This window comes from Gemmatimonas sp., from assembly GCF_031426495.1.
In the GTDB taxonomy this organism is placed as follows: Bacteria; Gemmatimonadota; Gemmatimonadetes; order Gemmatimonadales; family Gemmatimonadaceae; genus Gemmatimonas.
Genome location: NZ_JANPLK010000084.1, coordinates 56,258 through 75,181 on the forward strand (window position 1 = coordinate 56,258; position 18,924 = coordinate 75,181).

Sequence of the window (18,924 nt, forward strand, 5' to 3'; positions counted from 1 at the left end):
CGCGGCCGCTTTGCGACCTCGATAAACTTCGGGATGGTGATCCAGTGACCCCTCCCGACGATACGCGCCGCGAACCCGGTAGCAACACCGATTCGTTCCTGGAGGACCTCCGCGCCGCATCCTCACTCCTCGAACGGGTGGTGGCCGATCGTTCGTTGCTGGTGCACGTGTCGGCCGAAGAACGGCAGCGCTTTCTCGAGGCCGTTGGGCAGGTGTTTCACCCCGACGCGCGCGCCCGGCGCTCGATGGTGAAGGCGACCAGCAAGCAGCGCAAGCTCGACGCGGCCAAGCGTGACGACAGTGTGCTGCAGGAAACCGGCATCCGGGAGCTGCGTCGCAAGCCGGTGTTCACGACACCCAACGTGTATCTGCTCGGTGACGGGGCCAAAGGCACCTCGACCGATGCGCTTCGCGACGACGACGCGCCCGAAGCGATCGTGCCGCAGCATTGCTACATCTGCAAGCAGAAATTTACCACGATCCATCACTTCTACGACCAGATGTGCCTGCCGTGCGGTGATTTCAACTTCGCCAAGCGCACGGAACTGGTGGACCTGAGCGGGCGTACGGCGCTGTTGTCGGGCGGCCGCGTGAAGATCGGCTACCAGGCAGGACTCAAGCTGCTGCGCTGCGGCGCGCGGTTATTGGTTACCACACGCTTTCCCCGCGACTCGGCCATGCGCTACGCCGCAGAGCCCGATTTCGACGCGTGGAGCGATCGCCTGGAGATCTTCGGGCTCGATTTGCGGCACACGCCGAGCGTGGAGGCGTTCTGTCGCGAACTCACGCACACGGAAGCGCGGCTCGATTTCATCATCAACAATGCCTGCCAAACCGTGCGCCGGCCGCCCGCGTTTTATACGCACATGATGGACGGTGAGATGGCGGCCGCCAGCACGCTGACGAAGGCTGCGCGCAAGATCCTCGGCACCTACGAAGGGCTTCGCGGTGCGCAGCTACTTCCCGATCCCGACGCGGGCAGCAGTGCCGCCGTCGTGCAGAGCGGCACCGCGCTGCATCGCGTGGGGCTCACGCACGCCGCTGAGCTGTCGCAGGTGCCGCTGGTGCCTGACGATATGCTGGTGGCGCATCAGCTCTTTCCGGCGGGAAAGCTCGATCAGGATTTGCAGCAGATCGATCTGCGCGAACGGAATTCCTGGCGGCTGCTGCTGGATGAAGTGCCGAGTGTCGAGCTGCTGGAGGTGCAACTAGTGAACGCGATTGCGCCGTTCCTGATCAACGCGCGACTGAAGCCGCTCATGCGGCGCACGGAAAATCGCGACAAGCACATCGTGAACGTGTCCGCGATGGAAGGCCAGTTCTACCGCAACAACAAGACGACGCGGCATCCGCACACCAACATGGCCAAGGCCGCGCTCAACATGATGACGCGCACGTCCGCCGCCGACTATCAACAGGACGGCATCCACATGAACAGCGTGGATACCGGCTGGGTGACCGACGAAGACGTAGCCGAAATCGCCGCGCGAAAAGTGGAGAACCATCGGTTTTATCCGCCGCTCGATATCGTGGATGGCGCGGCGCGGATCGTCGATCCGATCATCGCTGGTGTGTCGAGCGGCGAGCACGTGTGGGGCCAGTTCCTCAAGGACTACGCGCCGACCGACTGGTAGGCGCCGCCGCGCCGCGCGGCGGGAGCGAAACTCGACTCGAGGCTGTCGCGTACATTAGGCATGCGCCTGTCATCCGTCCGTGCACTCGGCACCCGTCTCGCGTTCGCCTATTTCATGATGCTTCCTGCTGCCGGTTGCCGATCATCTCTCGGGGCTCAGGCGATGCCGACGGCGAGCTCGATCGATTCGCTCGCCCGCACGCTGATGCAGCGGGAGCGAGTGCAGGGACTTGCGCTCGCCGTCATCGATGCGGGGGCGGTCACGCACGTGGCGGCGTTTGGACGGCGTTCGGAGGCCGGTGCGCCACTGACCACGGGCACGGTGATGTACGGCGCCTCGTTGACCAAGGCGGCCGTGGCCTACCTCGTGATGCAGCTGGTGGACGAGGGACGTCTCACCCTTGATGCCCCGGTGCGGACACTGTTGCCGAAGCTTCTACCCGAATATCCCGACTACGCGGACCTCGCAACCGACACGCGCTGGGGTGACATCACGCCGCGCATGATCCTGAATCACACCACCGGCTTTGCGAACTTCCGGTGGTTGGAGCCCGACAAGCGCCTGCGCCTTCACCACGCGCCAGGAACGCGATACGGCTACTCCGGCGAGGGCTTTTATATCCTGCAGTTGATTCTTGAAGAGGGGCTCGGACTCGACTTGACGGCAGCGATGCAGCATCGCGTATTCGAGCGGTTCGGCATGACGCACACCAGCATGCAGTGGCGCCCAGACTTCCAGGAGAACCTTGCGGATGGGTTCCGCGCCGATGGGTCCATCGAGCCGCATGATGAACGCAGTCGCGCGAGCGCGGCTGGCTCGATGGATACCAGCATCGAGGATCAGGCGACGCTGTGGGCCGGCATTGTGCGTGGAGATGGACTGTCGGCCGCGTCACGCGCGGAGCTGGTTCGGCCGCAGTTCCCGATCACGTCACGCCATCAGTTCCCGACGCTTGATACCACGGCCGGGAGCGAGCATGCCGCGGCGGCGCTATCGGCGGGAGTCGGCGTCGTGACATTCACCAGCGCGAGCGGTCCGGCCTGGTTCAAGGGTGGGCACAACGATTCCACTGGCAATATGGTGATCTGCCTCGAGCGCCAGCGCCGATGCGTTGTGCTGCTCGCCAATGATGTACGGGCGGAGCGAATTTATCCGGCGCTGGTGCGCGGTATTCTCGGAGAGATTTCGATGCCGTGGTCATGGGAATACGATTGGCTCGCACGATGAGCGCCTGACGGCCACATTGCATGGCGTGAATCACCACCTCGTAATTTCCGTCGCGCTTTCCGTCGTGCTGGCCGCGGCACCCGCCGCGCTGTGGGCACAGGCCGCCCCCGCCGCCCCCACGCCCGCCGCGCTGGAGGCCGCCGCGCGGACGATCGTGCGCAGCGTACCGTACCCGACGTTCATCACGACCGATGCCAAGGGGCATCCGCAGGCGCGCACCGTGCAGCCGATGGCCCCCGATAGCGGCTGGGCGGTGTGGTTCGCGACCAATCCGCGCACCCGCAAGGTCAGGGAAATCGCCCGGCACCCGCACGTCGTGCTGCACTACTTCGATCCCGTCACGCAGAGCTATGTCGCCCTGGCCGGACGGGCGCGTGTCGTGCGCGATCGCCCCACCAAAGACGCCCATTGGAATTCGGCGTGGAGCAGCTTTTACCCCGATCGCGATACCAGCGTCGTGCTCATCGTCGTGCAGGCGGAGCGCCTGGAGATCGTGAGTGCCAAGCTCGGCGTGGAGGGCGACAAGGCCACGTGGCGGCCGCCTACGCTGCGCCTGCGGCCGGCGCGGGCAGTCCCGGCTCGGGCAGTCCCGGCGCGGCCTCCGAAGTAAAGCCGCGACGCTGCAGCACGACGGCTACCCCCGGACTCGCCATGCTTTCAGGGGACTCGTCCCACCGGTTAAACGCCTCCGCGCGTGTGGCACCGGCCTCGAGCAGCATGTTGGTGATCGCGATGTAGTCGGCGTCGGTGCCTTCCCGCGAGTGCATCGAACCGTGCGAGGCCCAGGCGATGGGTGAACTGCCGTATTCACGATCGCGCACGTTCACGGGCGCCCCGTGGTCCAGCAGTAGACGCACGAGCGCCGGTCGACCGTGCCAAGCGGCCCAATGCAGCGCGGTGCCGCCCCATTCGCCCTCGTCGGTTACGGGCCAGCCGAGGCGCAGCATGAGGCCTACGCTGGCTTCGCGGTTGCGGTCTACCGCTGCGTGCAATGCCTGTCGGTCGGCGAGGGCGAGACGAGCGATCAGGTCGGGGTTGGCGCCGAGGAGCGCGCGGACCTCGCCTTCATTGGCCACCGCGCAGGCGCCGAGAAGGCGGTCGTTGTCGTCGAGTCGCGCAGTGTCGGCGCCGCTGGCGGCCAAAAAGTCGGCAACCTCGGTATTGCCCGTGCGTACGGCCAGCGCGTACGGCGTTCGACCGTCAGCACGCGGTGCGTCAATCACCGCACGATGCTCGATGAACAGACGCACGGCGCCAACGGAGCGGCCCACGGCAAGTCGATGCAGCGGCATTTCGCCAACGCCCGGTCGCTGCTCGCCCGTGGCCTGGTCGCGCGACGTGACGAGGCTGGGCACATTGGGGTCGGCACCATGCTCGAGCAGCCACCGCATGCCACGCGTGACGATGTCGATGCGTGCATGCGGTTCGCTGTATGCCGAGAGGAAGTAGAGCGGCGTGTTGCCCCACTCGGCGTGCGCGTCACTGAGGTTTGCCCCGTGGGCCAGTAGCAGGTCGAGGCAGTCGCGGTGATCATGCTCGGCGGCGTGAAACACACTTTCGCCATCGTTGGGATCGGCTCCGCGCTCCAATAGCAGGCGGGCGGCCGGCACATTGTTCGACACGCAGGCGAAGTACAGCGCCGAAATGCGCGCCCTCGGATCGTGTGGCATCTGGACAAACGCATTGGCGCCGGCACCGGCGTCGAGCAATACGCGCACCACGTCGGCGCGCGCGCTGTCAGAGACGCCCAGCATCGTTTTCAGTTGGCCGGTGGCCGCGAAGATGATCGGCTCGATACCATCCGGCTGCGTCGGCGTCGTGGCGGCACCGTGGTCCGCGGCGAGGAAAGCACGCAATGCCTCGACATTGCCGACCGCCGCCGCGGTGTGCGCGCTGAACGTCGCAATCTCGGGGTGCGCGTCGAGCAGCGCTTTCGCGCGCTCATGCTGATCCTCGCGCAGCGCGACGAAGAAGGCCGCCGCCAACGCGGACGGTGATGCCGATGGTGATGCTTCGATGGGCACGGATTTCCTCGAACGGATGCGCGGTGGGCCGAAAATGTATAGAGTTGAGCAGCACGCTGCTCCCTCCTTCCTCCCGGCCCACCCATGAAACTCCTGCTTCCGGCGCTCGCGCTGTCCGCGCTCTTCAGTGCGCCACTCGCGTCTCCGCTCTCCGCGCAAGCCGGTGCCCGTCGCGCCGCCCCCAGCACGCGCGCTATTTCCGAAGTGTCACTCACGCTGGTCGATACCGCGGCGCAACGCGCGGCCGGTAAGGCGGCCGTGATGCGCATCGATTACGGACAGCCGCACCTGCGCGGCCGTCGTATCAACACCGACAGCCTTGTGCCGTTCGGCACGGTGTGGCGTCTCGGTGCGAACGGCGCCACCCTGTTCACGACCGATGTTGATCTGACGATCGGTGGCAAGGATGTGCCGAAGGGACGTTACATCGCACAGCTGCTGCCCGTACGTACGGGCTGGACCTTGATCCTGCAGGCTGAGACTACGGGTGCGGCGTCGGTGAATCCAACGGCGTATGATGCGAAGAAAGACGTCGCGCGCATCGATCTGCGTCAGAGCGCGATCGCAACGCCGCTGGAGAGCCTGTCCATCTGGCTGGTGCCGTCGACCGCACCCGGTGCACAGCGCGGTGAGCTGCGCATCGGGTGGGACACGGTCATGCTGACCACCGAGTGGGTGGTGCGGTAAGCGCGATTACTTCGACGCGGGCTTCAGACGTCGGCTGGGCACGGTGTACATGTAGCCGGTGTACTGCATCTCTTCCCACGTCTGATCGCCCCACTTCACATCTTTGTTGGCGTCAGGATTGTGCTTATTCGTGGCGGAGTTGTCGTACCACGCTGTCGAAACGAGCTTGCCGCCGGCCGGGATGTCGATGGGGTTCTTGAAGAAGTAGTACGTCTGCCAGTTGAAGTCGTAACGCGGCACATCCAGCACAAGCTGCGATGTGCCGTCCGGCTTTTCGAGCGTGTACTTCCATCTCGTACCTCGCAGATGCGTGTGCGGCAGCAGCCCCCAGAGCTTGATCGGTTCCGTGGGCTCGAGGTCGGCCGTGACGGCGATGTCCTTCTGGCCGGCAGGTAGCGTGAAGGCGCCGTTGATGTACGCGCCCATGCGCATCTCCTCGTCCGGCATTCCCGGGGCAAAGCGGAAGCCGACGCTGGTGCGATCCTTCATCTCGTGTCCGTGCGCGGTGTAGTGCATCTGGAACGTGAGCACGGTGCCGGCGCGCACGCGTAGCGCGGTGCCGGCAGGGAGCGTCATGACATTCGTGCCGGGTGCCGTGCTGCCGATGAGCACTCCCAGCTGGCGCGGCGGGCCGTGACGCAAATCCTGGCGCGGCGGATCCTCCGGCGAATCGTACTGCGGCTTCCGCACGAAGAGCGGGCGCGGTGCCGGCGTACCCGCCGGACGCGGCGCCGCGGGAGCTGCGTTCGGATTCGCCGGCACCTTCGCGTACACCAGCACGTGGTGCACGACTTCGCGGGCGCCCGGCATGAACTCGATCGCCGACACCCACTTGTCTTCGGTGAAGTTGGTGGGGATCTCGAAGTACTGGTACTCGACGGTGCCTGACGCCGGCACGGTAAAATCCTCCGGCATCGTGACGATCGCGTCGGGGGTGCCGATTTCCCATCCGGTGGCGTAGATCGGCTTCGCCGGCGCCTTCTTCTCGTCGCCCTTCTTCGCACCGGCGTCGATCCAACGCATCACCGTCGACTTCTCGAGGTCGGACAACCGGCGATCGTTGCTGAACGTGCCGTGTGGTCCTTCGGCGTGCCACGGCGGCATGAAGCCCGACCGCACGGCGTCGCGAATGTCGTCGACATTCGCCTTGGCGCTGTCGTAGTCCACGAGCGAAAACGGACCGAGTCCGCCGGGGCGATGGCAGGTCGTGCAGTTCTTGTACAGGATCGGGGCCACGTCTTTGGTGAACGTAGGGGCCGTGTCCTGCGCGATCAGGGGCTCGCGATAGCGTGCGGTGGCGATGCAGACGAGGGCCACGCCCGCCAGCGCGCTGAAACGGGCGAGACGGCCGCGGGCGCGGCCAACGAGATCACGTGGTGCCATGAGCGGTACTCTCCGGAAGGCAAGCCGATGCTCAGATGACGTGGGCTGTCACCTGTGCTCGGCAGAAGCTACCCGAATTCGCGCTGCGCGACAGCGAGCTCAACCATGACCGGCGTCCGCTCAGCGCACCACCGCTACCGCCACCGTACTCCCCCTCTCAAGCTGACGCACCCACGTGATCACGGCACCGCCCGACGACGCGGCCAGCGACGGATACCACTGCCCCGGTCCGGCGTCGGGGGCGGCCACCGGCGTGAAGCTGACAGCGCCACTCGCGCTTACTGTCGCGCGGGCGAGTCCCAGACGGCGGGTGCCGTCGACCACCTCATCCCACGCCACCAGCGATGTGCCGTTGGGCAGCATCACGATTTGCGGGTGCGACGCCGGTCCGCGCGTGGGCACGCGCGTGCGCGCACTGAACGCCTTGCCGTCGCGTGACACGGCGTAGTAGATCGACAATGCCATCGCGTCCTTCGCCGTGGCGTTCCTGCCCTCGCTGGCCGTGGGCCACACCACATGTGCACGCTTGGTGGCGTCGATGGCGAGCGCGGGTCCGTTGTCGGGGCAGCCATCGAGCTTCCAGTGATCGTCGCTCACCCGCACTGGGGTCGCGAAGGTACGACCACGATTGGTCGACAGGGTAAACGCGATGTCGCGCTCACCACTCGGATATACGTGACGCCATGCCGCGTACACGGCATCGCCCGACACGGCCATCGCCGTCTTGCAGCAATAGCACACGCTGCGGGCAACGGAGAGCGCACGGGTGCTTCCCAACGAGATGAACATGAGCTGCGAAAGCGCCGCGCGCTCGGTGGGATCGCCCTTGGGCATCGCCATCGGCGCCGCGGTCGCACCAGTCGAGCCACTCGCTGCGGCCGTGCTATGCTGATGCGCGGCATCGGCCGCGATGAGGTCGCGATGGTCGAGCCACAGCACCGAAATGCGACCGGTGGCGTCTACGGCCACCGACTGCCAGCCGCGCGAGCCCTCGCGGTCGCTGCCGGGCACGGGCGTACTCGCCGAGAACGTGCGGCCGCCGTCGAGCGACCGCGCACTGAGCAGCTTCCACGTCGTGCCGGCCTTCGCGGTCCACACGATCACAATCTCTGGCGTGGTACCACGACGCGGCACCAGCGCCACCCGCGGCGGCTCTTCTCCGCTTACCCGCGCTTCGCCGGCCACGCGATTCACTTGCACGGGCAGGCCGAAGGTCGTGCCACCATTGGTGCTGGTGGCGACGAAGATGTCCATTGATGAAATCGTCGCGGCCGAAAACGCGACGGCCACGAACACCCCGTGGGCGGCAACCGTGGGGTTGGCGCCGGTGCGTTCGGCAACCGCGAGCGTCGCGATGGGCGACTGCGCCGACAACGCGGTGCTGGAGAGCAGTACCGCACCCATCAGGGTGACGTGAACGGTTCGAAGCGCGCGCATGGCCCGTGGAGCAAGAGGTCGGGTGATGAGCGGCATCTACGACGCCAACGCGCGCCTTACGGCGGCGGCCAGAGTCGTATCGCCACGTCGGAACGCGCCGATCATGCGAAAGCGAATCACACCGGCGCGATCGATCACGAACGTCTCCGGCACGCCGACGGTGAGAAACTTGAGGGAGAACTGATGGTCCGGATCGAGCCAGATCGGGTAGGTCATCCCCTGTTCCGTGGCGAAGTCGCGCACGTCGCCACCCATGCCGGCGGCGTCGATACTCACGCCGATCGTCTTAAGTCCCTGCGCGCCGTACTCGCGATGCAGCGCTTCCAGTTGTGGGATCTCCTCCCGACAGGGAATGCACCACGTGGCCCACACGTTTAGCACCACGACGCTGCCGGAGAGCGAGGCCAGGGCAACCGGCTCGCCCTCCAGCGTCATCGCGGTGAAGGCCGGCGCCGGGGCGCCGAGTGCGGGCGCCCTCGGGGTGGCACTGCGTTCGCACGCCGAGAGCGATACACCGGCCAAGAGCGCAAACAGTCCCGCGCGTACGAAGCTCGTCATGAGGTCAGGATCAGAAAGTGTATTTCAGGCTGCTCGAATACGTGCGCTGCGGGAACGGATGAAACAGGAAGTACTTCCGATTCAGCAGGTTGTCCGCGCCGAGCGACGCCGACACGTGACTGCCGAAACGATAGTTCACGTGCGCGTCGGCCACGAACCAGGCGCTGAATCCCTGATACACGTTGGGGTTCAGGTCGGCATTGTCGAGCGTGGTCCACACGGCGTCACTGTAGCGCCCGCCCAGCGAGATGGCGAGTTTCGGCACGGGGCGATAGGTCGCCACAAAGTTAGCGCGCCACTCGGGAATGTTCGGGAGCTGCTTCCCGATGGCCGCGTTGGCCGGCGCCGTGGCGCTGGCGCGCCCTGAGGTCTTCAGCGTGCGGGCATCCAGGTACGTCGCGCTGCCCGACAGTTCGAGACCCGGGATCAGGACGTCGTGCTCGGACACCACCAGCTCGGCGCCGCGCGCCCGCACGTGATCGACATTGGAGATGAACGAGTAGAACGTCTGTGATCCCGGCACCAGCGGCTGGAACTGCGAGATGATGGCGTCGCGCACATCATCGTGGAATAGCGCGAGCTGCACGCGACTGCGTGCGAACGCGCGCTCGATCCGCACTTCACTGGCCAGCACGTTGTCCGGCTTGAGATTCGGATCGGGTGACGTGAATGTCACGCCGGTGGTCACCAGCTGATACAGCTCGGCCGCCGTCGCAAACCGATACGCCTTGGCGACCGACGCGGTGAGCGTCCAAGCGGGTGACACATTCCACGCCAGCGAGGCCTTGGGCGAGAAGCGCGAGGCATCGACCTCGGGCTGCGTCACACGCGTGCTGCCGTTCACGTTCAAGCCGTCGAAGGCGTGCCATTGCTCGTAGCGTCCACCGACGGTGAGCCGCAGTTGCTGGGTGATGCGCCACTGATCCTGCACCCACAGCGCGGCCGTACGCGTCTTGCCATCACTCTGCGATGCCACGGTGGTGGTCACCGGGTCAGACACCCGCCAATTCGCGGTGTTGTACGTGGGGTTGGAGAGCGTGTACTGATCCACGTGCGCCCCGAACGTCACCGTGTGGGCAGCGAGTGCACCGCCCCTGTGCCAGGCGGCCTTCACGTCGGCGGTGCGCCAACCGGTGCCCGAGAGTACGGCCACGCGACCGGCGTCGCCGAACGTCGGCGCCGCGGACGACGCCGACGTGGAGAAGCGCTGGCGGTCGGTGTCCATGGTGTAGCTCGTGCCCACCACCTCGAAGTCCCAATTCTTTCTGGTGTCGGTGCGCAGCGAAATGCTCTGTGCGTTGTGCTGCTGCAGCAGTCCGTAGTTGCCGCTCGCAAAGCCGGCCAGCCCGGCGTAGCTCGAGGCACCGGCGCGCGTGAGATACGACTCCACGCCCGCGTTGGCATCGTTCTGCCAGAAACCATACGTGTAGGCGGCGCGCACCGTGGGCGTGAGGTCGTATGCGAGTTTGATCTTCGCATTCGTCATCTGCGTGTGCAGCAAGCCCGTCGCGCCCAACACATTGGCGGCGCCGTTGAGTTTGTTGGTGGCCGCGAATCCACCGGTCGTATTCGCCGGAAACGTGGCGCCGGTGACATACGTGAGCGGCTGCCCTTTGCTGTCCTGGTAGTTGCCGCTGAGCGACACGGTCAGCTTGCCGAAGCGGTTTGCCACACGGGCCGACGTCTGCGACGTGCCGTACGTGGTGGTGGTGCCGTACAGATCGAACGGCATCAGCGATTGCGATTGCGAGATGGAGCCCTCGAACTTCTCGGGCAGTCGCGTGGTGATCTCCATGACCGCGCCCATCGAGTTCCCGGGATACGCCGCCGAGAACGGGCCGTACATCATGTCCACGCGTTCGATCTCTTCAGGCGCCACCAGACCCCACCGTGGACCGCCGATGGTGTTGTTGTTGGCGATCAATGCCGACAGTGGCACACCGTCGGCGAACACGAGGCTGCGCGCGCTCGAGCTGACGCCCCACACACGGGTGCCCATCACGGCCTGCGTGTCCCCGTTGTTGCGCTTCCGGATGAACACGCTGGGCAGGTATTTCACCGCGTCCGGGGCGTCCATCAGGTTCACGGTTTCTTCGACGCGCTTGGCGGTCACACTGGCGCTCACCGGCATGGTAAGACGGGTGAGCGCGGGGCGCGTGTCGCGATCGGCCGTCACGCGGAGGCCGCCGAGAGTGGTCACGGTGTCGCGACCGGTGGAATCTTTACCGATGGGCTTGGTGGGCTGCGTCTGCGCACGGGCGGTGCCGGCGACCAGGAGGGCGCCGAGCAGGGTCACGAGCTTCATAAACGTGGTCGGGATAGGAGTACGGGCGCTCTCCCCCCGCTCACACCGGCCCCGCGCAACGCCGGATGGCGCAACGCAGGGGCGGGAGCAGTCAGGAAATACGCGAGAGGGGCGACGCGCACGTGAAATGCTTCACGCGGCGTCGATGTCGGCAGGGACCAGCAGGTGCGGCGAGGCCGGAAAGGGCCCTAGGCGCGCACCGTGGGTGGTGGGCCGTTCGCAAACGGCAGCGCGTGGGCCGGGCGCAGTGGCACGCGCGAGAGCACGACGGCGGCCTGCACGCTCGCCAGGTGCGAGAGGAACGCCTCGATCGTGACATCCACGCGGGCCGCGACTGTCGCCGTCATGGTAGAGCACTGGCCGAGGCAGGTGCAGCACGGGTGTGAGTCGTGCTCGGGCTCGGCGGTCTCTGCGGAAGCGGACGCGACATGATCGCGGTGCGTCATGTGCTCCACCGGAGCCGTCGTGGCGGCGGTCACGGCAGGCATCCCCGAATGCATCGCGCAGGCAAAGAATCCGGCTGGCTCGATCAGCGCAGTCGAGAACCAGACCGCCCAGAGGCTGATCAGGACCCGGTACCAGATGGGATGCCGCATGCGTAATTAACGGTAGTTCACGCTGGCGAACTGGGGAAGAGTGGGTGGATGGCCCCGTTCATTCCATAACGTTGGAGTCGCTCACGACTATGCGTGGTACACCAGGCAGTCCCTTCCTGACGCATCTCGAGCTGCGCGAGGAGCGCATCCAGCCTGGTGTGCATCCGTTCGAGATCCCGCTGCTGCAACACCCTCTGTCGCTCGAGTTTACCACGCCGGTGACGTTCCTGGTTGGTGAGAACGGGTCAGGGAAATCCACGCTGCTGGAGGCGCTGGCATGGAGCGTAGGCTTTGGCGCGCAGGGCGGCAATCGGGATCATCAGTTCGCCGAGGAGGCGGATGGGTACGAGCTGGGTCGAGCCCTTCGCTTAGGCTGGCGGCAGCGCACGACCGAAGGGTTCTTCATGCGCGCCGAAACCTTCTTCAACTTCGCGAGCACACTGGAGTCGTTGGACAGCAACTTTGCGCGCTACGGCGGCGAGTCGTTGCACCGCAAGTCGCATGGGGAAGCGTTTCTGTCGCTGTTCGAACATCGCTTCGACGACGGACTGTTCCTGCTCGACGAACCCGAGGCTGCGTTGTCGCCGCAACGCCAACTGGCGTTTCTGCAGATCCTCCATCAGCTCACCGTCACGCGCGAAGCACAGTTCGTGATCGCGACGCATTCGCCGATGCTACTCGCCTTTCCCGGCGCCACCGTGTTCAGTCTCGACGATGGTTCGATCGAGCAGGTCGATTATCGCGACACCGACCATTTCCGCGTAACGCGGGATTTCCTGGCCGCGCCGGAGCGTTTCTTCCGCTATCTGTTTGAGGACTGAATCGGGCGGTAGTATTGCCCGATGACTGATCTCTCTCGTCGTGATCTGCTGGCTGGCGCCGCTGGATTCCTCGGCGGTGCCGCCCTTGCTGGACTTCCGCTCGCCGTCGAAGGTCAAGGCGGCGCGCCCTCGATCCCGCCGGCGCCGCTCGTGCCACCCCCACCGCGTCCGGTGGCGCCGCTCGACGCCACGAAGATGCCCGGCGCGCCGACAGCAGCGCTGGGGGCGCGATCCGAGTACTTCGCCCCCACACGCATCCCCAACGGCACGCCCGTGGGGAGTTCGCGAACGCCGCTGCAGGATCTCACCGGCACCATGACGCCGAGCGATCTGCACTTCGAGCGACACCACGCCGGGATTCCCACGATCGACCCCGAGCGGCACACGCTCACGATACACGGGCTGGTGGATCGTCCGATGTCGTTCACCGTGGCGGACATCAAGCGCTTCCCGCAGATCACGCGCACCTATTTCATCGAGTGCTCGGGCAACGGCGGTGCTGGCTATCGCGACCCGAAGCCGGACACCACGCCGCAGCCGCTGGCTGGCCTGTTCAGCACGTCGGAGTGGACGGGCGTCCCGCTGGCCACATTGTTTCGCGAAGTCGGCGTGAAGCCCGATGCCACCTGGTTTCTGGCCGAAGGCGGCGACTCCTGCAAGCTGGCGCGCTCGATTCCGATCGCCAAAGCGTGGGATGACGCCATGATCGTGTGGGCGCAGAATGGCGAACCGATGCGTCCGGCGCAGGGCTACCCGATGCGCTTGCTGCTACCGGGTTTCGAAGGGAACAGCAACGTGAAATGGCTCCGGCGGCTCGAACTGGGCACGCAGCCCTGGATGACGCGCTGGGAGACATCGAAGTACACCGATCCGATGCCTGACGGCACGGCGCGCATCTTCACGTTCGAGATCGATGCCAAGTCGGTGATCACGTCACCCTGTTATCCAAACATGATCACCGCGCGCGGCTGGCACAGTGTGAACGGGCTCGCCTGGAGCGGGCGCGGTCGCATCACGCGGGTGGAGGTGAGCATCGACGGCGGCACATCATGGCACGACGCCGACCTGCTGAACACGCCGCAGCCCAAGTCGACGGTGCGCTTTCAGTACATGTGGAACTGGCAAGGCAGCGAGGCAACGCTGTTGAGTCGCGCCACCGACAGTGCCGGCTACGTGCAGCCGACACGCACCGCGATGGTCGCCGAGCGCGGCGAGTACACCGACTATCACTACAATCAGATCATCGGCTGGAAGGTCGATCGGACTGGTGCCGTCACCTTCCACGGGGAGACCTGATGATGCGTATTGCATCAGCACTGGCGACGGTGGCCTGTCTCGCGGCCTGTCGCGCCGGATCGAACGCCTCCAGCGACGCTACCAATGCGTCCTTCGCGTCATACGATGCCGGCGCGGTGCCGGGCGGGCCGGGCGCGAAGGCGTCGTACGGGCTGGGTCACGCCGCCGCCGATTCGGCGATCGCGGCCATGAATCAGGATATCGGCCAGGATGGCGCGGAGCTTCCCGCCGGGAGCGGGACGGTAGCCCGCGGCGTCGTCGTGTACGCGGCACAGTGTTCGCAGTGTCATGGGGCCAAGGGAGAAGGTCTACCAACCTTTCCCAAGTTGGTGGGGCGCGATTCGGCCGGCGCTCCAAAGCCGGAGTTCCAGTTTGCCACCACGAACAAGACCAAGACGATCGGCAACTACTGGCCGCATGCGACCACGCTGTTCGACTACATCAAACGCGCGATGCCCTTTGCCACGCCAGGCTCGATGACCGACGACGACGTGTATGCCGTCACCGCGTACCTGCTGTCGGCGAATGCCATCATTCCCGACACGACCACGCTCGATGCCGCGAGGCTTCGCGCCGTCCGCATGCCGGCGCGCGATCATTTCGTACCGGATAACCGCAAACCGGCTGCCACCGCCAGATAGTGAAACCTCGCGTCACGCGCGCTCCCGCCCACGCCGTTTCTCATCACAAGCGGGGGATCACCGCGCGCTTTGCCGCGATGCGACTGGCCGGGGCCAGTGCGTTGGCCTCGGTGCTGGCGGTGCTGGGGCCGGGCTTGCTGGCGGGGCTCAGCGATGACGATCCGGCGGGCATCACGACGTACTCGATCCTGGGCACGGAGCATGGCTATCGGCTGCTCTGGATCATTCCCGCGTCCACGATCCTGCTGGTGCAGTTCCATCTGGTGGCGGTCCGCATCGGTGCAGCCACGGGGAAAGGCTTCGTGGCGGTGGTGCGGGAGCGCTGGGGCCGTCACTGGGGCTATGCGGCGGTGCTCGGCCTTCTGTTCGCCAACTTCGGCACGATCTGCGCCGAGTACGCCGGCGTGGCCGCCGCCGGTTCGCTGATTGGACTTCCCCCGTGGCTGAGCGCGATCGCGGCCGGGACGCTGATCACGTTGGTGGTCGTGCTCGGATCCTTCGCCCGCGTGGAGAAAGTGCTGCTGGCGATATCGGCCACCCTCGCCCTGTACATCGTAGACGGCATCCTGGCGGGGCCGGTGTGGTCCGAGGTCGCGTACGGATCGGTCGTGCCTCGTATGCCGCTGAATCAAGCGGGATGGATCGCGTTGGCGGCGTCGTTGGGCACCACGCTGGCGCCATGGGGACTGGCGTTCATCCAGTCGTACGCGGTGGACAAGAAGATCACCATGACCTCGCTGCGATGGGAACGGGTGGACGTCGTGGTGGGATCGCTGCTCACCGGCATCGTCGGGCTCGCCATCGCCGTGGCGTGCGCCGCCACGCTACACCAGGCCGGCGTGCACATCGTGGATGCCGGCGACGCGGCGGCGGCCCTGCGTCCGCTGGCTGGATCGTTTGCGACGCTCTTTTTCGGCGTCGGGCTGCTGGGGTCGTCCCTGTTGGCGGCGGCCATCGTGCCGATTGCGACGTCCTACTCGATCGCCGAAGGGGTCGGCGAGCCAGCCTCGCTGGATCTGGACTCCAAGCATTTCCATTGGTTCTATGCCGCCTTCGTCGGGCTCACGGTCGCCGGCGTCAGTGTGGTCGCCATACCGGGTCTTCCGCTCATTCCGCTGATCTACAGCAGTCAGGTGTTGAACGCGGCGATGTTGCCGCTGCACATCGCCGCCTTGCTGCTGTTGGCGGGGAATGCTGACATTATGGGAGACGCGCGTTCGTCATCCGGCGCCCGCCTGCTGGGCTGGATCAGTTTCGCGCTCGTGCTGGCCTGTCTCGCCGGCATGGTGTGGAGTTGGATCAGCTAGCCAGTCTCCATACCACCTTGTCCATCGTCTCATGTCCACATCACATCGTGTCGTCCGCGCGGCAGCCGTCATGGCTGGCCTGTCGTTGTTCGCGATGAGCGCGGCGGCGCAGGAGGCGCCAAAGCGTCCGTACGAGTTCGCTGGTGACTTCTCGCTCGCCGCCAGTCAGGGCAATCAACAGGTTACCACGATCGCGCTTGGTCAGCGATACACCTACACGTTCGCGCACTGGAAGTTCTCGCAGAGCGCCGCCGCGCTGCGCGGCACGGCCAATGGCGTGCGGAACGCCGAACTGTATCAGCTCGCGCTGCGTAGCGACTACGACCTTACCAAGAAGCTCACGGCCTACGTGAGTGCCTCCGGATTGCGCAATACGCCGGCCGGACTCAACAGCCAGGTGCAAGAAGGCGTCGGACTCGGCTATCAGTTCATCGACACCGAACGCGACAAGCTGCAGCTCTCCCTCGGTGTCGGCGCGTTGCAACGCAGCTTTGTGGGTGACGCCGAATCACAGAGTGACTTCGTGGGGAATGCCAGTGGCAACTATCGCCACGCGTTCTCGAAGGCGGCGTACCTCGAACAGACCGCCACGTTCACGCCGAACTTCACCACGAGTGATGCGTGGCTGCTGACCGCCAAGTCGGCCGTTGTCGCGCCGTTGTCGGCGCGCTTCGGCATCAAGGTGGGATATCTCGTGAACTTCAACAACGCGCCGCCGTTGCTGCCGCCGGTACGAGGCGTGGTGCAGACGGTCCGTTTCAAGAAGTTCGATGGCTTGCTCACGACCGGCGTCCAGTTCACGTACTGATGCATCCCACGATCGATCGCACGATCGGCAATACTCCGCTGGTGCGACTGCAGCGCATTCCCGGTGCCCACCTCGCTGCGCGCGGTACCGTCATTCTGGGAAAGCTCGAGGGCAACAATCCGGGCGGTTCGGTGAAGGACCGCCCGGTGCTGTCGATGATCCGTGGCGCCGAGGCGCGCGGCGAGATTCATCCCGGCGACCGGCTCATCGAAGCCACCAGCGGCAACACCGGCATCGCGATGGCCATGATCGCCGCGATGACCGGCTATCGCATGACGCTCATTATGCCCGACAACCTCAGCGCCGAGCGTCGCGCCAGCATGCGGGCCTACGGCGCCGAGTTGATCCTCACGCCGGCCGCGCAGGGCGGCATGGAGTACGCGCGCGACCTCGCCATGACCATGCAGGCGAACGGTGAAGGACGCGTACTCGATCAGTTCGCGAACCCCGATAATCCTCGTGCGCACTACGAGACCACGGGGCCGGAGATCTGGCGCGATACGCAGGGCGGCATCACGCACTTCGTGAGTGCGATGGGCACCACGGGCACGATCATGGGCGTGTCACGGTTTCTACGCGAGCAGCAGGCGGGCGTGACCATCGTTGGCGCGCAGCCGTCCGAAGGCTCGCAGATCGCTGGCATTCGTAAGTGGTCGCCGGCGTATCAGCCGAAGATCTATCAGCCGGCCGAAGTCGATCGCATCGAGCAGGTGTCGCAAGCCGAGGCGGAGGAGATGGCGCGTCGATTGGCTGCGGAGGAGGGGATCTTTTGCGGCCCATCGGCGGCCGGCGCGTGCGTGATCGCCTTGCGCGTGGCCGCCGAAGTAGAGAACGCCACCATCGTGTTCATCGTGTGCGATCGCGGTGACCGGTATTTGAGCACGGGGTTGTTTCCGGGGTAGGCTACGCGCCCGGCGTGACCCGCCAGATCTCGCCACCGTCGGTCGCCACGTATAGCGAACCGTCGGAGCCCATCGTGAGCGCACGGTATCGCGTACCGGGTAGGTCCGCGCTCACGCGACCGGTGGCGAGCCCCGCGCTGTCGATGGTGAGAATATCGAGGCGCTGGCCGGCCATGACGCCCACGGCCAGCGCACCGTTCCAACCGCGCCACGCGGCGCCGGTGAGAAATACCAGCGGGCCCATGCCCTGCGATGAGCCGCTGTTCGACCACGCCGGGCGCAGCGCGTTGGGGAAGCGCATGAGGTCCGTCATGGGCATCGTGCTCGCATTGCCGGCGTAGCCGCAGTAGCCGTCGGCGCAACTCAGTGCGGGCCGGTTCTGTGGATCCCACCCGCCATTGCCACCGGCCAACAGCGGCGTGACTTCGTCGCTGTGATTCGGACCATGCTCGGCGATGAACGGTTGTCCCGTGCCCGGACGGAACGTGATGCCCTGCACGTTGCGATGACCGTAAGTGAAAACGCGCGCGTCGAAGCCGGCCGGGGCGTTGTTGCCCGGCGCCGCGGAACCGCTGGTCGTAATGCGCAACACCTTGCCGCCCAGCACGGTTGGGCTTTGCGGAATGGTGCCATTGTGATTGTCGCCGGTGGTCACGTACAGAAAACCGTCGGGACCGAAGCGCAGCCGTCCGCCGCTGTGCGAGCCGGCGCCGCCATGCGCGTTGCCCGCATTCTTGAACGCGATATCGGTGACGATATCGGTCCGATTGCTCGCACTGCGTTGGTCGGCGCCGAGCACGAGACGCACCACGCGATTCGTGCGCGGTGTCGTCGCGCTCGACGTCATGTACACGTACACCGCGCGATTCGTCGCAAAGGCCGGGTCGAGCGCGATGCCGTGCACGCCACTCTGGCCTTGGCAGAGCAGATCGGCCGCGACCAGCGACGAGCCGGCGGTGCCGAACAATCGTGTCACCGAGCCGTCGGTGTGTCGCACCGAGAGTCCACGGCAGCGCTCGGTGAAAAGCATCGCGCCATCACTGGCGAAGGCGATGTCCCACGGATTGCTCAGACTCGAGAGCACGACCGTGCGCGTGAGCGTGGGCGTGGCACTGCTTGGTTGGTCTGGCAGCGTGGGCTGCTGCTGGGGCTCGCCGGCCGGACGGGAGCAGGCCGATCCGACGACCACAAGAGCGATGGCGGTGGCGATCACGCGAAGCGGAATGGTCAACATCCGCTCTACTACTCCCGGATCGCGCGGAAGGTTGCCGAGCCCGCGGTTTGGTGTTCACCTTCTC

The 18,924-nt window shown here is 65.9% G+C and carries 17 protein-coding genes; 10 read left to right on the forward strand and 7 right to left on the reverse strand.

Going from position 1 to position 18,924, the window contains the following annotated elements; translation table 11 throughout:
• The first annotated feature begins 44 nt into the window (after positions 1 to 44).
• From RMP10_RS22285 to RMP10_RS22295, 3 genes are read left to right on the forward strand one after another with little or no spacing between them, the layout of a single operon-like run.
• Entirely contained in the window at positions 45 to 1,634 is a 1,590-nt protein-coding gene (locus RMP10_RS22285) for an SDR family NAD(P)-dependent oxidoreductase (protein WP_310572274.1), read from the forward strand.
• A 60-nt stretch (positions 1,635 to 1,694) separates the two neighbouring features.
• Positions 1,695 to 2,861 (forward strand): serine hydrolase domain-containing protein, encoded by a 1,167-nt coding sequence (locus RMP10_RS22290; RefSeq protein WP_310572275.1) that lies wholly within the window; start codon positions 1,695 to 1,697, stop codon positions 2,859 to 2,861.
• Between the two features lie 25 nt (positions 2,862 to 2,886).
• The gene (locus tag RMP10_RS22295) at positions 2,887 to 3,471 is read left to right on the forward strand and encodes a pyridoxamine 5'-phosphate oxidase family protein (RefSeq protein ID WP_310572276.1); all 585 of its coding nucleotides are present in this window, start codon (positions 2,887 to 2,889) and stop codon (positions 3,469 to 3,471) included.
• Here the strand turns inward: RMP10_RS22295 and RMP10_RS22300 are convergent.
• Positions 3,404 to 4,885, reverse strand: a complete 1,482-nt coding sequence (locus tag RMP10_RS22300) for an ankyrin repeat domain-containing protein (RefSeq protein WP_310572277.1) — start codon at positions 4,883 to 4,885, stop codon at positions 3,404 to 3,406. The genes RMP10_RS22295 and RMP10_RS22300 overlap by 68 nt on opposite strands.
• A gap of 84 nt (positions 4,886 to 4,969) precedes the next feature.
• Between RMP10_RS22300 and RMP10_RS22305 the strand changes: the two genes are divergently transcribed.
• Positions 4,970 to 5,572, forward strand: a complete 603-nt coding sequence (locus RMP10_RS22305; protein ID WP_309671563.1) for a DUF2911 domain-containing protein — start codon at positions 4,970 to 4,972, stop codon at positions 5,570 to 5,572.
• Between the two features lie 6 nt (positions 5,573 to 5,578).
• Here the strand turns inward: RMP10_RS22305 and RMP10_RS22310 are convergent, their stop codons facing one another.
• From RMP10_RS22310 to RMP10_RS22330, 5 genes are all read right to left on the reverse strand, one after another.
• Positions 5,579 to 6,955 (reverse strand): cytochrome c, encoded by a 1,377-nt coding sequence (locus RMP10_RS22310; protein WP_310572278.1) that lies wholly within the window; start codon positions 6,953 to 6,955, stop codon positions 5,579 to 5,581.
• A gap of 120 nt (positions 6,956 to 7,075) precedes the next feature.
• The gene (locus tag RMP10_RS22315; RefSeq protein WP_310572279.1) at positions 7,076 to 8,392 is read right to left on the reverse strand and encodes a sialidase family protein; all 1,317 of its coding nucleotides are present in this window, start codon (positions 8,390 to 8,392) and stop codon (positions 7,076 to 7,078) included.
• Positions 8,393 to 8,428: 36 nt separating this feature from the next.
• On the reverse strand, positions 8,429 to 8,950 hold the full coding sequence (locus RMP10_RS22320) for a TlpA disulfide reductase family protein (protein ID WP_310572280.1): 522 nt from the start codon (positions 8,948 to 8,950) through the stop codon (positions 8,429 to 8,431).
• Between the two features lie 10 nt (positions 8,951 to 8,960).
• On the reverse strand, positions 8,961 to 11,255 hold the full coding sequence (locus RMP10_RS22325; protein ID WP_310572281.1) for a TonB-dependent receptor: 2,295 nt from the start codon (positions 11,253 to 11,255) through the stop codon (positions 8,961 to 8,963).
• A 188-nt stretch (positions 11,256 to 11,443) separates the two neighbouring features.
• Entirely contained in the window at positions 11,444 to 11,851 is a 408-nt protein-coding gene (locus RMP10_RS22330) for a hypothetical protein (protein ID WP_310572282.1), read from the reverse strand.
• Positions 11,852 to 11,940: 89 nt separating this feature from the next.
• Between RMP10_RS22330 and RMP10_RS22335 the strand changes: the two genes are divergently transcribed.
• The 6 genes from RMP10_RS22335 (at position 11,941) to cysM (ending at position 17,626) form a co-directional block, all read left to right on the forward strand.
• Positions 11,941 to 12,672: an AAA family ATPase gene (locus tag RMP10_RS22335; RefSeq protein WP_310572283.1), complete on the forward strand. Its 732-nt coding sequence runs from the start codon at positions 11,941 to 11,943 to the stop codon at positions 12,670 to 12,672.
• A 21-nt stretch (positions 12,673 to 12,693) separates the two neighbouring features.
• Positions 12,694 to 13,968 carry a sulfite dehydrogenase gene (gene soxC / locus RMP10_RS22340; protein WP_310572284.1) on the forward strand — a complete coding sequence of 425 codons (1,275 nt, stop codon included), beginning with the start codon at positions 12,694 to 12,696 and terminating at the stop codon, positions 13,966 to 13,968.
• The gene (locus tag RMP10_RS22345) at positions 13,968 to 14,609 is read left to right on the forward strand and encodes a cytochrome c (protein WP_310572285.1); all 642 of its coding nucleotides are present in this window, start codon (positions 13,968 to 13,970) and stop codon (positions 14,607 to 14,609) included. The genes soxC and RMP10_RS22345 overlap by 1 nt, the downstream gene beginning before the upstream one ends.
• A gap of 77 nt (positions 14,610 to 14,686) precedes the next feature.
• Entirely contained in the window at positions 14,687 to 15,916 is a 1,230-nt protein-coding gene (locus RMP10_RS22350; protein WP_310572286.1) for a divalent metal cation transporter, read from the forward strand.
• 31 nt (positions 15,917 to 15,947) lie between these two features.
• Complete coding sequence (locus RMP10_RS22355) at positions 15,948 to 16,724, forward strand: DUF481 domain-containing protein (RefSeq protein WP_310572287.1); 777 nt, start codon at positions 15,948 to 15,950, stop codon at positions 16,722 to 16,724.
• Positions 16,721 to 17,626 (forward strand): cysteine synthase CysM, encoded by a 906-nt coding sequence (cysM, locus tag RMP10_RS22360; protein ID WP_345785842.1) that lies wholly within the window; start codon positions 16,721 to 16,723, stop codon positions 17,624 to 17,626. Before RMP10_RS22355 ends, cysM begins: the two co-directional genes overlap by 4 nt.
• 1 nt (position 17,627) lies before the next feature.
• On the opposite strand, the gene RMP10_RS22365 is transcribed toward cysM, so the two are convergent.
• On the reverse strand, positions 17,628 to 18,860 hold the full coding sequence (locus RMP10_RS22365) for a PQQ-dependent sugar dehydrogenase (RefSeq protein WP_310572289.1): 1,233 nt from the start codon (positions 18,858 to 18,860) through the stop codon (positions 17,628 to 17,630).
• Positions 18,861 to 18,924: the final 64 nt, after the last annotated feature.

Coding starts and splice junctions, on each gene's coding strand:
- RMP10_RS22290 (WP_310572275.1), top strand. CDS start 1,695: ATGCGCCTGTCATCCGTCCGTGCACTCGGCACCCGTCTCGCGTTCGCC.
- RMP10_RS22305 (WP_309671563.1), top strand. CDS start 4,970: ATGAAACTCCTGCTTCCGGCGCTCGCGCTGTCCGCGCTCTTCAGTGCG.
- RMP10_RS22310 (WP_310572278.1), bottom strand. CDS start 6,955: ATGGCACCACGTGATCTCGTTGGCCGCGCCCGCGGCCGTCTCGCCCGT.
- RMP10_RS22315 (WP_310572279.1), bottom strand. CDS start 8,392: ATGCGCGCGCTTCGAACCGTTCACGTCACCCTGATGGGTGCGGTACTG.
- RMP10_RS22320 (WP_310572280.1), bottom strand. CDS start 8,950: ATGACGAGCTTCGTACGCGCGGGACTGTTTGCGCTCTTGGCCGGTGTA.
- RMP10_RS22325 (WP_310572281.1), bottom strand. CDS start 11,255: ATGAAGCTCGTGACCCTGCTCGGCGCCCTCCTGGTCGCCGGCACCGCC.
- RMP10_RS22330 (WP_310572282.1), bottom strand. CDS start 11,851: ATGCGGCATCCCATCTGGTACCGGGTCCTGATCAGCCTCTGGGCGGTC.
- RMP10_RS22335 (WP_310572283.1), top strand. CDS start 11,941: ATGCGTGGTACACCAGGCAGTCCCTTCCTGACGCATCTCGAGCTGCGC.
- soxC (WP_310572284.1), top strand. CDS start 12,694: ATGACTGATCTCTCTCGTCGTGATCTGCTGGCTGGCGCCGCTGGATTC.
- RMP10_RS22345 (WP_310572285.1), top strand. CDS start 13,968: ATGATGCGTATTGCATCAGCACTGGCGACGGTGGCCTGTCTCGCGGCC.
- RMP10_RS22350 (WP_310572286.1), top strand. CDS start 14,687: ATGCGACTGGCCGGGGCCAGTGCGTTGGCCTCGGTGCTGGCGGTGCTG.
- RMP10_RS22355 (WP_310572287.1), top strand. CDS start 15,948: ATGTCCACATCACATCGTGTCGTCCGCGCGGCAGCCGTCATGGCTGGC.
- RMP10_RS22365 (WP_310572289.1), bottom strand. CDS start 18,860: ATGTTGACCATTCCGCTTCGCGTGATCGCCACCGCCATCGCTCTTGTG.